Genomic DNA, 15,631 nt, shown 5'->3' on the forward strand with positions numbered 1-15,631 from the left:
ACATTCATAAAAATTATCGCACACTAGTCTAATATCCCGCATAGGATGAATTGAAAATGAATGAGGAGGGTTCGCTCGCAATGGGAGATTACAGAGAGATTATAACGAAAGCGGTCGTTGCGAAAGGACGTAAATTCACACAGTCCAATCATACGATCTGCCCGTCACACCATCCGTCAAGCATACTTGGCTGCTGGATCATAAACCATACGTACGAGGCGAAAAAAGCTGGAAAAACAGTGGAAATCTGCGGCCATTATGACATTAACGTTTGGTACTCTTTCAACAATAATACAAAAACCGAAGTTGTTACCGAACGGGTTGAGTATAAAGATGTCATTAAATTGAAGTACCGTGATCCGGACTGTTTGGATGATCATGATGTCATCGCCCGTGTTCTGCAGCAGCCGAGCTGCTGTGAAGCAGTCATTTCTCCAAATGGCAACAAAATCATCGTCACTGTGGAAAGAGAGTTCATGGTCGAGGTGATCGGCGAAACAAAAGTTTGTGTAGCTGTTCATCCAGACAAGTGCGAGTGCGATGATGACGCTTGGGGACTTGATGTGGAGGATGAAGAATTCGAGGATTTAAATCCGGATTTCTTGGTGGGAACTGAAGAAGAGTAATGACAAACTAGGAGGTTTTGCTTCCTAGTTTTTCTTTTTATATTTTCATAATGTCAGCCAAATTCAAGCGAATTAATGACAGCACCTTCCGCCTTTAGTCTGAATGCATCTGCAGAGCCTTACCTTAGAATGGAGGTATAAGATGTAAAGGGGAGAGGCGAGGATGAAAATATTTCAATTGAATTTGAAGTGCCATGATTTAGACAGGATGAAAGAATTTTATACAAATGTGCTGGAGATGGAACTGTTGACGGAGACTCAGAGTTATTTTACGATTATGGCCGGTTCAACAAAGATTCTTTTTGAGAAAGATGCAGCAATCCCCTTTTATCATGTGTGTTTCCGGACTAATGCTGAATACTTTGAACATATGTATCAGAAATTAGGTGCTGAAAGTGTGCTGCTGCCAAATGAGAGCGGCGAGTACAGTATGTTTTGGAAAGGAAAGCAGGCATATTTTATCGATCCGGACGGAAATATTATGGAGATGCTCGAGCGGCCTTTGGATGGTGTGAAAAAGGATGGTCTCCGCTGGCATGATGTTGGGGAAGTTGGCTTGCCAGTCAATGATGTAGCTGCAATGGAGCAGGAATTAGATCAGTATCTGTACAATGAACAGATGGATTCCAGTGAGACGTTTGCTTTTTACGGAGACAGGAAAGGGGTTTTTGTGCTTGTAAAGGAAGGGCGGAACTGGTATCCAACAGAAAGGGCTTCCGTTATTTCACCAATTAAAGTATTTGCATCAGGACCAAGGGATGTTATGTTTCAGCATCAGGAATATCCTTATGAAGTGATTGTGAGGAAGGAATGGGAAGGGAGCATCCCGGCTGTGCAATTTCGCATTGCACGTCCGACAAACCAGCTTGATAAACTCATTTCCTTTTATGAAAAAGGACTGGGTCTGAAGAGAGTTGGCGAGTTTTGGAATCATGAAGGCTATGATGGTATTATGATTGGTCTGCCTGATAGCCAATACCATCTTGAATTTACTCAATCTAAGGAAAAAATGGAGCTTCCGCAGCCGACAAAGGAGCATCTATTAGTTTTTTATGTGGGAGACCGCCTGGAGCGTGATAACATTGCCGAAAGGCTTGCTGCTTATGGGTATATGGAAACAGAACCGGAAAATCCATATTGGGGCAGAGGCGGAGTGACAATAGAAGATCCAGATGGATGGCCGATTGTATTAATGAATACGCCAGGAATATGAAGCTTCCGGTTTGCCGGGAGCTTTTCCAGCGTAAATTTTTAATTGAATAAGCCATCGTTTTCCTAAATATGTTAAAATAGCAAAGTAGTAAAATGAATGCAGAAAGGTTGAGGGGTTATGTTTAAAAAGGTTGCCTCTGATGTGCTGGGATTAAGCGATGTGGGAAGCGTCATCCAGCCGGCTGACTATGACAAAGTTGATGCTGACGATTACGTCCTTCACGAAGATAATGAGAAAATTTACTTCCTGATTAAGTCCAAATCGGATGAATACTGCTTTACGAATAAGGCGCTAATTCATCTGGATGGTACAAGTGCTGTCAGCAAAAAACGAACTCTAAAGCGCTACAGCTACCGCGAATACAGCATTTCAAATGTGATGCTGGAAACAGCTGGTACAGTCGATTTATTTAGTTAACTATACTCTGTACACGATTAATGTACACTATTAAATAGTAAATTCTTTCACAACTTTGTTAAAATAGAAATTATGATTTAGAAAAGAGTCAGTCGTTTCTTGTTCAGTCTCAATAATCAATTTATTCGCTTTTCAATTAGAAAATTTTTTTAAGGTATGTCGAAATTAAATCCTAGAGTTTTTTATATATAAATGCTAACTAGTTTCATAATTGTTTCTTTGGGAATTCCTTAATTAATTATAAAAAGTCTGACCATTTATAATAAGGTTTTATAATTTGTATAAATTTTGATCATAAATCCTGTATATTGATATGTAGGGTTTTTTCTTGTTCTACAATCGGGCCATATAATTGAGTAACACCTATAAAGAAAGTTATTGATAATACATAGTAAGTTAATTAACAATGTTATTGTGAAATATAGGAGAAATTATGACTGATAATTGTTGTACACCCAAACCAAACCTAACGGAACGTTCCCAATTAGATATAAACAATACCAAAAATCCCCAGAATAGATGGTCCGGATACTCAGAAAGAAGCAATAAAAATCGACTCTTATGATCCTGACAGTCCAGAGGGTTACATGGTATTTACAGTAACAGTTCATAATAAATAATGGTTGGATAACCAAAAAGGATGATTACCTAATAGAAAAGTAATCATCCTTTTTTAGTTTCAAAGTGCTAATTTCATGTCGATTTATTCTTTATTCAAATATCCATTTGACTATTTGTTTATGTAAACGTAAAATAGAAAATGAAATTTAACATTCAAATAAATATTTGAATGTTAATGAGTATTAAATTATTAATAAAAAATAAAGGGGTTGAATCAGGTGGATTTAATTTTAATAATCATCTCTGCTCTTGGTGCTTTTATTGTAACCAATATTGATGATATTTTTGTCTTGATGATGTTATTCTCTATGGCAAGGTCACAATCTAAAACAAGTAATGGTCAAACGGTTAACAAGGTTTCGAAACGTATTAACTCAAGAGATATAGTAATTGGTCAATATCTAGGTTTTGCACTTCTAGTTTTAATCAGTCTTTTAGCAACCTTTGGGATAACACTTCTTGCTGATCAATGGGTTGGTTTACTTGGCCTAATTCCAATGTATTTAGGAGTTAGACTGTTCATCAAAGGTGAAGATGATGATGATGATAATATTCTTTCTAGGTTAAACAAATTTAATAAGTTTTATTTAAGTGTAGCCTTTATCACTTTTGCTAATGGTGGAGACAATATTGGAATTTATGTTCCGATTTTTTCAACGTTAGAAACAAATCAATTAATTATTACTGTAGTTACATTCTTTATAATGGTTGCAATTTGGTGTTTACTGGGTTACCGTCTTGCGAGATTCAGATTTGTTTCTGAAACACTTGAGAAATACGGGCGATGGATTATTCCAATTGTATTTATAGGATTGGGAATATATATCATGCTAGAAAATGAACTATTTACTTCTTTGATAAATCTATTCAAATAATGTAACAGTTTTGATCGTTATGATCATTTGCTAATATAAGTAGGTTTGGATATGGAATTTATTGAGTTATTTAATTTTTTATCCATTATTCAAATAATCATTTGAATAATGTTAGGGTAATAATATATAATATATTCAAACATACACTTGAATAAAAGGAGGGATAATGAGTAATGAGTAAGAAAGATACTTGTGATATTTATTGTTATGACGAAGCAAAAGTCAAACGAATACAAGGTGAGATGCAAAAAGAAGATATATCTAGTGTTTCCCAATTATTTAAAGCACTTGCAGATGAAAATAGGGCAAAAATTTCCTATGCATTATGTCAAGATGATGAACTTTGTGTGTGTGATGTAGCTAATATCATTGGGGCTACTGTTGCAACGACATCTCACCATTTAAGGACCCTTCATAAACAAGGGATTGTAAAATACCGAAAAGAAGGCAAACTAGCCTTTTATTCGCTTGATGATGAACATATTAGACAGTTAATGGTTATTGCATTAACTCATAAAAAGGAGATGAAAGTCAATGTCTGAACAAGCTAAAATAAACAACCAAGAAGCTAAAACTTACAGAGTTCAAGGACTCACCTGAGCAGACTGTTCAAAAACGTTCGAAGAGAACGTGAAACGTCTGGATGGCGTTTTGGATGCACAAGTTAATTTTGGTGCTGCTAAAATAACAGTTGTAGGAAATACAACGGTTGAAGCGCTTGAAAAAGCAGGAGCTTTTGATAACTTAAAATTACGAGATGAAAAAGCACAAAAAGTAGAACGTGAACCTTTTTGGAAGCAAAAAGAAAACGTTAAAGTGTATATTTCAGCCCTATTATTAATCGTTAGTTGGTTATTAGGAGAACAACTCGGAGAAGGTCATATTGTACCAACAATCGGATATGCGGCATCTATATTAATTGGTGGCTACTCCTTATTTATTAAAGGCTTTAAAAATCTAAGCAGATTTAAGTTTGATATGAATACTCTTATGACAATCGCTATTATTGGGGCTGCATTAATTGGTGAATGGGGAGAAGGAGCAACAGTTGTTATTCTCTTTGCCATTAGTGAAGCTTTAGAACGCTATTCTATGGACAAAGCTCGTCAATCCATTGAGTCCTTGATGGATATAGCTCCAAAGGAAGCTTTAATACGACGTGGAAATCAAGAGTTAATGATTAGCGTTGATGACATTCAAGTAGGCGACATTATGATCGTGAAACCGGGTCAAAAGTTGGCTATGGATGGAATCGTTGTAAAAGGGACATCTACCTTAAACCAAGCTGCGATTACAGGTGAATCTGTCCCGGTGACAAAGACCATTGATGATGAAGTATTCGCTGGTACTTTGAACGAAGAAGGATTATTAGAAGTAAAAGTAACTAAATTAGTGGAAGATACTACTCTTTCGAAAATAATTCATTTAGTAGAAGAAGCTCAGGCAGAACGCGCTCCTTCTCAAGCATTTGTTGATAAATTTGCCAAATATTATACTCCGGCAATTGTTGTATTAGCCTTTTTAATCGCTATTGTCCCACCATTATTTGGCGGAGATTGGAGCGAATGGATATATCAAGGGTTATCCGTACTAGTCGTTGGTTGTCCTTGTGCATTAGTTGTTTCTACGCCTGTTTCTGTTGTGACCGCAATAGGAAACGCAGCAAGAAATGGTGTTTTAATCAAAGGTGGAATCCACCTAGAAGAAGCCGGTGCATTGAAGGTTATTGCTTTTGATAAAACAGGAACATTAACAAAAGGGGTTCCAGCAGTAACAGAAATCGTAACATTTGGCGGAAATGAAAATGAGTTATTGACCATCACAGCAGCGTTGGAAAAAGGATCACAACATCCACTTGCTTCAGCAATTATGAAAAAAGCAGAAGCAAACGGATTAAATTATAATGAAGTATCTGTTGAAGATTTTCAATCTATAACTGGTAAGGGTATAAAAGCAAAAGTTAAGGACGAGATGTATTATGTAGGAAGTCCTAGTATGTTTGAGGAAATTCTTCCAAATGGTATAGATAAAACCATTTCTGAACAAATTTCAACCCTACAAACACAAGGAAAAACGGTCATGATTCTTGGAACCGTCAACGCAATTCTCTGTTTAATTGCTGTGGCTGATCAAGTAAGAAAAACATCTAAAGAAGTTATTCAAAAACTTCATCAACTAGGAATTGAAAAAACTGTTATGCTTACTGGTGATAACCAACGTACAGCAGAAGCAATTGGTAAAGAGGTTGGTGTATCTGATATTAAGGCCGATCTCCTTCCAGAAGATAAATTGAACTATATTAAACAACTTCGCGAAAAGTATCATAGTGTGGCGATGGTTGGAGATGGAGTAAATGATGCTCCAGCTCTTGCGGCATCAACAGTTGGGGTTGCAATGGGTGGAGCTGGAACGGATACAGCACTTGAAACAGCCGATATTGCTTTAATGTCAGATGATTTAAGTAAATTACCGTTTACGATGAAACTAAGTCGAAAAGCATTGAGAACCATTAAGCAAAATATTACCTTCTCTCTAGTAGTTAAAGCTATTGCTTTACTTTTAGTTGTACCGGGTTGGTTAACGTTATGGATAGCTATATTTGCCGATATGGGGGCAACATTGCTTGTAACTTTAAACAGCTTACGATTATTAAAAGTTAAAGAATAAAATACTGTTTCATATAAAGGGATAATGGTTTTATTATCCCTTTATATGATTTCTTACTGAATGAAAAGGTATGATGCTTCAATGTGATTTTTCGCCCTTCTTGTTTTTAAAAAAGGGATACTCTTAAAGGATATTTAAATTCAGTCATTCGGAAGTGAAGATAATGAATAATTCTTGGAATCGAGTGATTTATAAAATTTGGTCTCCAATTTATGATAAGATTTTTAATTCGGGTGTTTTTTTAAATGCACGCAGACAAATATTTCTAGATATCCCCTTTCATAGTAATCAAAAGGTACTTTTTGTTGGTGTAGGAACAGGTGCTGATTTAGAGTTAATAACTCAATCTGATTTAGATATAAAGGCAATTGATTTTTCACCTGATATGCTTAAAAAGGCAAGTGCGAAATTTAAAAATTCACCTATTAAATTCATAGAAATGGATGCTCAAAATATGGAGTTTGATAATGAAACATTTGATTATGTAGTTGCTAGTCTAATTCTTTCTGTAGTGCCTGATGCAGATAAGTGTTTAACAGAAATGACGAGGGTTTTAAGAAAAGGAGGCAAAATAATTATTTTTGACAAATTCGTATCTGAAGAACATAAATTATCTTTTTCAAAAAAGCTTCTTAGACCACTAATAAAAGTATTAGGAACAGATATTGGATTGAATTTTGAAGATCTGTACCGTAGAAATAGTATAAATCTAATGATAAACGAAGATAAAAATGTAATGATGAATGGAATGTACAGAAAAATAATAATTAGTAAAGTTAGTTGATTATGTTTGAGCAAATTAAAAATTTCAAAATTACCTTTTACTCTTTACCCTGTACTATGGTACAGGGTTTATAATTTATCTGAGGTGAATGAAATGAATTATCGCATTAGTGAACTTGCAGAAAGGTGTGGGGTCAATAAAGAAACTATAAGATATTACGAAAGATTGGGTCTCCTTTCGGAACCTTCTCGGACAAAAGCTGGATATAGGATGTATCCAGAAGAGTCTGTGGATCGCCTACAATTTATTAAACGAATGCAAGATTTAGGTTTTTCTTTAGCCGAGATCGATAAACTACTTGGAGTTGTTGATAAAGACGACGAACGATGTAAGGATATGTATGATTTTGTTGTTCATAAAATTGATGAAGTTCAAAAGAAAATTAAGGATTTAAAAAGAATCGAACACATGCTAATTAATTTAAAAGATTGTTGTCCTGATGAAAAATCTCTACATGAATGTCCTATTATTGAAACTTTGATGAATTAGAAAAGATAGCACAAAATATGTATCATAATAAGGTGGGAGAATGATGTCAGATTGTTGTAATAACACTAAAGAAATTAAAAATGAAAATGTTGTAAAGTGTCCATCTTGTAAAAATAGATCTAAAAATGTAAAGTTGATAACATTAAAATCAATGCTTAAACCATCTGCATTAGAAACATTAAATGCTAAAGAAAATCACTATTTTTGTTCAACCAAAGATTGTGATGTAGTCTATTTTGATACGAATAATAAAGAGTACCTTTTATCTGACATAAAGGTGGTCGTTCATCAAAAAGATGCCTCAGTAACTACACCGATTTGTTATTGTTTTGATTGGACAAAAGAGAAAATAAAGGAATACGTAGAAAAAGGCCTTACTCCTAATCCAGTAGAACATATTCGAGAGAACATAAAGGAAAACCGATGTGGTTGTGATGTGAATAACCCTCAAGGTAGTTGTTGCTTGGCAAATGTTACAAGCTATATCAAAGAACTAACCTAACCTGTATATACTCAATTAAAGGGCGCGATTGTTGTGTATCATTCGTCTAATTCCTCGGTAAAAATGGAGAGGAATTAGACTTATTTTATTTCCCAAAATTCTATGACACATCTATTTTTCTTGGCATTACTTTGTTGGTAAACGCTTTGGCAATAGGTGGTAAATTCTGTGTCAAATGATAGTCAAAAACACGAAATATGTGGTCCATTCTCATAGCCAAATCATGCCTCTTTTACCTTATTTAACAGATACGCTAGTATAACAAAGAGCCGAATTTTATTCCGTCTCTTTAATGCTCTCTTTGATATATTCCATATCTACGCAACATTGTTCAACTATCAAATTTTCGTATTTTAAATTTTGATAAAGTAATAGTTTCAAATCGAGCAAAATGGTAAAATATAGGTAAACTTGGAGAAACTAGGTAAACCCCTTATATATCAAGGAGCAAAAGGTAAACTATTAGGAGATGGTAAATGTGGCTGACACAACGATTTCGTTCAAAGTTGAAGATGAATTGAGAGAAAAGGCTCAAAATTTAATCAAGGCTTCAGGAATGACGGCAAAAGAATGGTTCCAGAAAGCTGTTGCAACAGCTGAATTGCAGTCGGTTAAAGAAGGAGCATCGGATTACGCATCAGATTTAAGTGAAATGGAAGTACATACAACGAGAATTTTTGAATTGATGTCAAACATGGTTCAAAAAAGTATCTATTTAAGGGATAAAGCTGTTGGAGACTTAGAGAAATTGTTGGAACAACAACGTGAAATCACTGCAAGCTTTCAGTCAAAACTCCACGAAATGACCGAGCAAAAAGAACAAGCAAGCGTAAAACTTGAAGAATCACAAAAAGTACAGGTTGATCTCGAAAAGCAATTAGAGGAACTCCGTGAAATCTTGGAGACAAACAAGCTATTAATCAGTGAATACAAAATAAAAAACGACACACTCACAGGGTTGGTTGCCAAATATGAAGGTTATGCCAAAGAAAATGAACAGCTTAAAGAAATATTGGCAAATGAGCGAAGCTCGCATCAATCGCAGGTTGCTGATTTAGGCCATCAGAACGATGAAAAGGCATCTATTATCAAAGAGCTTGAACAGCAAACGGACAGGCTCATAGAGGCTCATAAAACGGCCTTAGAGCGTTTTGAAGAGCGTAAGGATGTCGAGCAGGAGAAAGTTCTGTTAGCTCTTGAAAGAGACCACCAGAAGGCTCTTGCGAACGCTAATAATGAGTATAGCAACAAGCTCAAAGAATTTTACGAGAACATGGATAAACAACGTCAATCATACGAGAAAAAAATTGAAGAACTGCAACGTCAATTAACTGAAGAAAGAACAAAGAATTACAAGTCAAAATAATCCATACAAGTTTTATTCAACAAAACATGAGATAATATGATGTAAAGCATAAAATTTTCGATTGGAAACTTTACGCTTTACATCATATTATTTTAATAGAGGAAAGTGATTTTTTTATGGGTATTTATGAAGTGTTAGCCACCAAAATATCCAAATGTTGAAGGTAAGGAATGTCAAAATCTCTCAAATACTTTTACCAATTCCGAAATAAAGCTTCCTTACTTAGCTACGCACATGAATTATATTCTCTAATCTTTGGCATTCAGCTAAGAGTTTCATATTTTTTTCTTTAGATTCATCAAGCTCTACTTCTTTTACTTCTCTTCGCTTCTTTTCAAGGTCCAAATCAGCTTCTAATTTGCTAATTCTTTTTTGATATTTAATAAGTTGATTGTTTAAACCTTCAATTTGTTTTTGAAGTACTTCGTATTCCTGTGAAAATTTAACTTCTAATTTCTTTTCAATTCTTGATTTTTCTACATATCTTTCTTCCCATAACTTTTTATTCCATATTTTCAGGGCATGTTCTTTATAAAGTGCAGAACGAGATAGGTTAGTATATTCTTGAAGTTTCCTTGCAGTAATAAAGCAATTTTCACCTTCCATATCTTTTATATCTTGTATGGCTTGATTAATTGTTTCGATTGTTTTTTGCCTTTGTTCATTTTGATGCTTTTCAATACCTTTATTAATTTTTATCATTTTACTGTATCACTCCGGTATTCACCTTTTGTCTAATTTCTTCTGTATGCCTTTCAATACCATTTTCACATATTTGAATAATTCTCTCTAAGCAATTCACATTTTTTGTTGCGTTCTCAAAAGTAGCTGCACGTTTTGGTTGACCGGCAGTATTATTCATAATATCCTGCCAATATGATAGTTCAATTTTATAATCCTCGTAATATTGAGCTTTAGGAACAAACCAATTACATTCATAGCACTCAAAATGAATTGAAGTTCCATCTGGTTTGCAACTTGAAATCATACTACACAAACCAACCCCTTTTTTACTGTTGGCTTCCCATGTAAGGTACATTCTTGGATCTTTGGAGAGGCGTTCTATCACTTTTGGGTCATCTAGGTTGAATATTCGCCCTTTAAACTCAACGGGAGCTTCTGTGGGGCTTTTTAATCCTGTTGACTCCATCCACATCTGTTTATGCATTTCTTTTTGTTGGTGGACATAATGCATTGGCATCGTTGTACCTTTATCATTCCTGATTGCCATTACCTGATCCATTGTGTACCCGCCAATATAAAGTCTGTCAGTTGTTGCATTATGCCTAAATTGATGACTTGAAATTTTGTAAATTTTGCCGTTACTATCTGTAACATTACACAATTCTGCTATTCTATTTAATGTGTTGTTAAATCTTGGACTTGTATAAGGCTCTAATGTAATATATTCTTCGCTTATTCCCATTCTTAATCTATCTCTAACTGTATATTTGGGAATAGAGTACCCCGCCAAATTTAGTTTTGCAGATAATTGTTTATTGGTATCGTTAGGGTATTTTTTTCGAAATTCTAGTAACTTATGATATGTTTCACCGGATGAATAAGAAACGATCTTTCCATTGTTACTAGTCAAATTAAACCTCAATGATAGTAAGAGGAAATTTTTATCTTTGTCATCAACTGAATATTTTTTTAATAACTCTTTTGTTTGTTTTTGAACCTTTTTTATTAATTCAACTATAAATTTACCGTGACCTGAATTTAACACTGGTATAGTTTTAATTTCTGCTGTAATGTATCCGCCACTCTGTTTGGGAGTTGGAATATTAATTACATACATATTGTAAAGCGGTTTAAGGCAATTAAATGGTATAGAAGTGACCTCTGTGATTCTATTTGGAAAAGAGCGTTGCAACCAATAAGCAAGTCTAAAGGCATCTGGAATTTCATGATTTTCATTCTTCATTATTTCATCAAATTGTTTAACCACTTCAGTAGGAATATATTTGTTAGGGTCTGTCTTTGATTCTACTTGGAAGGGATTTTTACTTTTGATTGATACTTTATTTGGAAATTCTGGAAATGCACTCATCTTTGAAAAGAAATCTTGTAGTACCCCATAGCGTCTATTCCTTATATTGTCTGAAAGGTCATCTTTTTCTCTTAAATACTTTTCGTAGTAGTCGATAATTTTCCGATTGATTTTTGAAAGAGGCATGGAAGGAAATTCATTTCGAAAAAATTCTAAAAAGAGATTTATACGACTAATTTTTCCTTTGATTACTGGTACACCATAATCTAGCATGAGAGCGAAGTATTTTATCAAAACTTTAAATTCTTGTGGAATTGTACTAAAGTTTATTGTGTAAGCAGCTTTCTCGGCAGTAGTTCTATGTTTTTTACTGTAATACCATGAATCATCTTCAAATTGAAAGTCTCCATATTGGTGTACTTTCAACTTTAGCTGTTGTTTAAATGTTTCTAAACCGGTATTAATTACAGGCGTCTCACTTAGCTTATTTTTTATATTGTTCAATAGAAATTCCTCTCTCTTTAGCAAAACTCTCCATTTTCTTAATTGTTTCAGAATAGACTTTAAGCAAATGTAATTCTTGTTGATATACACGGTGTTCTTGATAATTGTCAATTCCAGAATTTTTATATTCCACTTCTAACTCTTTAAGAAAATCTTGTTGCTCTCTATATAAGTCATACCATTTGGGTAACTTTTGTGGGCCAGATATAAGCATTTTACAGCCAACGCATTTTTTCTTATGACAGGGACCAAAAGATACATGCTTTACACAGGTTCCGTGTCCTTCTGGTGTTTCTCTAGCACCGAGTTTTATTTCTCTAAATAGGGCCTTTTTTTCCTCTTCGGTGTATTGATTCTTGATTTCCTTATCAATCGTTTCTTCAAATAATTGCTGGAAAAGCTTACTGTCTAATTCAGCTATCTTTTTTAATTCAAGATCCCTGTAATAACGTGCTGATGTTTCCTCCGAGTGATTAATGTAATCAGCAACTTTTCTTAAAGAATGTCCCTTCGATAATAAGTCCACGATGATAGTCTTTCTACACTGGTGATTAGTATAATGGAAGAGTTCGTTGTTTCCGTCTCGTATATTATGTTTTTTAATCAACCTATTGATAGCTCTCGCTAGGGGTCTTCCGACAAATTCTACAACCTTTGAATGTTTATTAAGGGTGATAAATATTCTATCGGTATCCGCTACGATTCTTAAATCAGCAGTTAATTCTTTTTGTTTTTCTACAGCTTCGACAACGACATGGGAAACAGGTATTGTATGATATTTTGACTCCCCGCTTTGAACTCTTTGGTTTTCCATTTTTACATTTAAATATGTAAATAAATAGGACTGACTCTCTTCATCGTAGGTAATGCATTCAGAACTGAGTTCTTGAATGTCTGAAAAGCGTAATCCAGTATTCATCATAATGGTCCAAGCATTCTGGTACATTTCCGGTAATTCATGTATTACTTCTTCTAGTTTTCCAATTACTTCCTCTGGCATATAATCTGTGCTTTCACTAAACGACTTTATATTATGCATTTCAATTTCTCTGAATGAATTGTTCTGCTCTGAATCTATATTTTCAATATACCAGTCAAAAAATAATCTAGTCTGTTGGAATAGATTATAAATACTTGTTAAATTGTAGTAATCTTGACCATCAACCTTTTTGATTTGTTGTAAATAGTCTAATAGGTGAAGAAGGTGATAGTAATTTATATCGAAAATAGAATAAACGTCTTTATAAGGGAGTTCAGTAAACCTGTTATAAATGGTTGTTACGGCATACACACGCGTATATAATGCCCTTTCTTTGATAGCAGTTTTTTTTATTAATTCATGAATATGGGCTTTTAAATGCTTTTTATCAATATCTGAAAGGGGTGAAAAATCTAATGTATGATTTCCGAAGCCTTGCAAATTTTTTTCTCTAATAATCCATATATCGTCTTCATACCTATATGATGATGGCTTACTACTCAATGTACTATAAACATGGGAGGCAACCTCGTTAAAAATATTTAATCTTCCAATTTGAGTAAGTGCATCCCCAACCTCACTCTTTTTGGTGGTATTTTTAAAAATATACCTTGCGACTTCAATCTTTGATAATGGTTGATCTTCTTTTATTAATCTATCTCCAATTCTTCGGACAAATGATTCAAAGACTTTAATGTATTCATTAGTTGAATAAATCCTTTTAATTAAAGACTTATCACCAAGCGGAGGGGAGAGTTTTCGGATTGATTCAATATCATCATTTTTACAGGCAACAATAAATTTGTTAAATCTTTCATCTAAGTGTCTCTGAATTACTCTTTTTGGTGTTTTTATCTCGTTGATAAAATCGGTTCTCATTGTCAATATGCCATTTAAGGCTTCTTTTACATCATTAGTTTTCATAAATCTAAAAATAGTTCTATAACTAATTTTTGGTTCCTTTAAATCGTCGAAAAAATAATGGCAGAGGTATGAACAATAGTTTTCAAATTCAGTAGGACACAAAAATTCCATAAAACGAAATAATGTTGTATTAATGTTTTTATTATCGTCTAATATCTTGGCGATACCTGCAGTATCTTTATCAGCGAGACGTTTTTTTAGCTTTGTCAGTATTTTTAAAAGCTCATTTTCTATAAAATTAACTGTTCTTCTTATCTGAAATTCATATTCGTTTATTTTGAAACATATCAGGCCATTAGTAATGTGTTTGTCTAAAATACTAATCGTGTACAATTGAATTTTCCTTTCTAGATTTTGTACGCTTTTTAGCTTTCCTTTCGACAATATCCTTTGCAATCTCAGCTCTTTTTCTTGAATCGAACACTTTTACATAGTTTTTAAGAGTATCAATGGAATTCCAACCCATCTGTTCTTTGATAAAACCTTCTGTTATTTTACCTTCTTCAAGTAAATCTAAAAGGTATTGTGCATGAGTACTTCTTCCGGCATGTGTTATAATCTTTTTTGGATCAAAACCTGCTCTTTCTGCAGCCTCTTTTAAAATTTTTAAATAGTTTCTTCGTTCTACAGGATTTCCTGTTGTTGGACCTTTATGGTTTAGGAATAGGAACTCGGATAATTTATTGTCCACCTCATGTCTATCTGACCGGATATAATCAAGAATTTCATCGTTTAACGAATCGCTAATGTATAATTCACGTTCTTTTGACTTAACAGTAGCTTCATTTTGGTTATCATAATTTTTTTCTAAACTCAAAATTCCTTCATGAAAATCATGATGTTTTAAGTGGAGTCCAAGACATTCTCCAATCCTCATTCCAGTTTCTAGTAAGATTTTAAAAATTATTTTATCCCGTCTGGATGGAAGGGAATCAATTATTCTTTCAGTTTGGGATTCGCTATACCATTTTAAATGGCTACGTCTTTCTTTATATCTGAGTTTACCTGTAATGTTGTTTTCATTTATTTCGAAATTATATATTTGTCCGTATAGAAACCTCTTTTTTAGATGTCTATTACCAGTTTTCTTATTCCTTTTTACTCCATATTTTATAGGGTTTTGTTCTATTTCCTTTTGATCTTCTAACCATTCGTAAAACCCCTTTAAAACGCTAATATATTGTTCAATCGAACTTAGTGATCGTTTTCCCTCCATTTTTACCATTACCTCATCGCCATATAAAAGATATTTAATATACTCTTCTATAATGGCCTTTGATTGAACATCTCTATAATGCATTTGATATTTAACTTTTAAATACCTAAGAAATATAACTAATTTGTTAGCATAGCTTTCACCGGTTTTATAGCTACCTAAACTCACAATTTCTAACCATCTATTAATTTCATAAAGGGGTAGATCATCTTCAGTAATGTAATATTGTATTCTTGTTTCACCAGTATTAGGAATATGTTTTAGACCCTTTTCAACCACTAAACCATATGTTTCTCTTTTTTTATTACTAGTCATTCTAATTGAATTCTCCCCCTTTCTTTAATAGTAATTCTATCTAGTAATGTTTCTCTTTATTTTTTATTTTAATCCTTATATTTACTATTACTTTTATTTAGAGCTTCCGCTACCCGCTGCGGGAATTTGCCCTCCAATAA

At 33.7% G+C, this 15,631-nt stretch carries 13 protein-coding genes and 2 pseudogenes; 11 read left to right on the forward strand and 4 right to left on the reverse strand.

What is annotated here, in order from left to right; genetic code table 11:
* The first annotated feature begins 80 nt into the window (after positions 1-80).
* The 11 genes and pseudogenes from A361_RS10150 to A361_RS10195 all read left to right on the forward strand — a co-directional run bounded on the left by A361_RS10150 (position 81) and on the right by A361_RS10195 (position 9,560).
* Positions 81-626: an outer spore coat protein CotE gene (locus tag A361_RS10150; protein WP_019381802.1), complete on the forward strand. Its 546-nt coding sequence runs from the start codon at positions 81-83 to the stop codon at positions 624-626.
* Positions 627-789: 163 nt separating this feature from the next.
* Positions 790-1,101, forward strand: a pseudogene (locus A361_RS31390) (VOC family protein); the annotation flags it as partial.
* 288 nt (positions 1,102-1,389) lie between these two features.
* On the forward strand, positions 1,390-1,839 hold the full coding sequence (locus tag A361_RS30695) for a VOC family protein (protein ID WP_372675451.1): 450 nt from the start codon (positions 1,390-1,392) through the stop codon (positions 1,837-1,839).
* A 117-nt stretch (positions 1,840-1,956) separates the two neighbouring features.
* Positions 1,957-2,247, forward strand: a pseudogene (locus tag A361_RS10160) (PH domain-containing protein); the annotation flags it as partial.
* An 848-nt stretch (positions 2,248-3,095) separates the two neighbouring features.
* Entirely contained in the window at positions 3,096-3,752 is a 657-nt protein-coding gene (locus A361_RS10165) for a CadD family cadmium resistance transporter (RefSeq protein WP_019381804.1), read from the forward strand.
* Positions 3,753-3,925: 173 nt separating this feature from the next.
* Complete coding sequence (locus A361_RS10170) at positions 3,926-4,294, forward strand: ArsR/SmtB family transcription factor (protein ID WP_019381805.1); 369 nt, start codon at positions 3,926-3,928, stop codon at positions 4,292-4,294.
* The gene (locus A361_RS10175; protein ID WP_081836702.1) at positions 4,287-6,419 is read left to right on the forward strand and encodes a heavy metal translocating P-type ATPase; all 2,133 of its coding nucleotides are present in this window, start codon (positions 4,287-4,289) and stop codon (positions 6,417-6,419) included. Before A361_RS10170 ends, A361_RS10175 begins: the two co-directional genes overlap by 8 nt.
* 163 nt (positions 6,420-6,582) lie before the next feature.
* On the forward strand, positions 6,583-7,203 hold the full coding sequence (locus A361_RS10180; RefSeq protein WP_019381807.1) for a class I SAM-dependent methyltransferase: 621 nt from the start codon (positions 6,583-6,585) through the stop codon (positions 7,201-7,203).
* Between the two features lie 93 nt (positions 7,204-7,296).
* Positions 7,297-7,692 carry an Hg(II)-responsive transcriptional regulator gene (merR, locus tag A361_RS10185; RefSeq protein ID WP_019381808.1) on the forward strand — a complete coding sequence of 132 codons (396 nt, stop codon included), beginning with the start codon at positions 7,297-7,299 and terminating at the stop codon, positions 7,690-7,692.
* A 43-nt stretch (positions 7,693-7,735) separates the two neighbouring features.
* On the forward strand, positions 7,736-8,194 hold the full coding sequence (locus tag A361_RS10190) for a putative iron-sulfur cluster-binding metallochaperone (RefSeq protein ID WP_019381809.1): 459 nt from the start codon (positions 7,736-7,738) through the stop codon (positions 8,192-8,194).
* Between the two features lie 478 nt (positions 8,195-8,672).
* Positions 8,673-9,560 (forward strand): hypothetical protein, encoded by an 888-nt coding sequence (locus A361_RS10195; RefSeq protein WP_019381810.1) that lies wholly within the window; start codon positions 8,673-8,675, stop codon positions 9,558-9,560.
* A 222-nt stretch (positions 9,561-9,782) separates the two neighbouring features.
* Here the strand turns inward: A361_RS10195 and A361_RS10200 are convergent, their stop codons facing one another.
* The 4 genes from A361_RS10200 to A361_RS10215 are packed head-to-tail and all read right to left on the reverse strand — an operon-like array spanning position 9,783 to position 15,491.
* The gene (locus A361_RS10200; protein WP_019381811.1) at positions 9,783-10,262 is read right to left on the reverse strand and encodes a DUF6262 family protein; all 480 of its coding nucleotides are present in this window, start codon (positions 10,260-10,262) and stop codon (positions 9,783-9,785) included.
* Position 10,263: 1 nt separating this feature from the next.
* On the reverse strand, positions 10,264-12,057 hold the full coding sequence (locus A361_RS10205; RefSeq protein ID WP_019381812.1) for a hypothetical protein: 1,794 nt from the start codon (positions 12,055-12,057) through the stop codon (positions 10,264-10,266).
* Positions 12,038-14,344, reverse strand: coding sequence for a site-specific integrase (locus tag A361_RS29350; RefSeq protein WP_162272002.1), 2,307 nt, complete (start codon positions 14,342-14,344; stop codon positions 12,038-12,040). The genes A361_RS10205 and A361_RS29350 overlap by 20 nt, the downstream gene beginning before the upstream one ends.
* On the reverse strand, positions 14,280-15,491 hold the full coding sequence (locus tag A361_RS10215; protein ID WP_019381814.1) for a tyrosine-type recombinase/integrase: 1,212 nt from the start codon (positions 15,489-15,491) through the stop codon (positions 14,280-14,282). The genes A361_RS29350 and A361_RS10215 overlap by 65 nt, the downstream gene beginning before the upstream one ends.
* Positions 15,492-15,631 lie beyond the last annotated feature (140 nt).

Source organism: Cytobacillus oceanisediminis 2691 (genome assembly GCF_000294775.2).
GTDB classification, from domain to species: Bacteria; Bacillota; Bacilli; order Bacillales; family Cytobacillaceae; genus Cytobacillus; species Cytobacillus pseudoceanisediminis.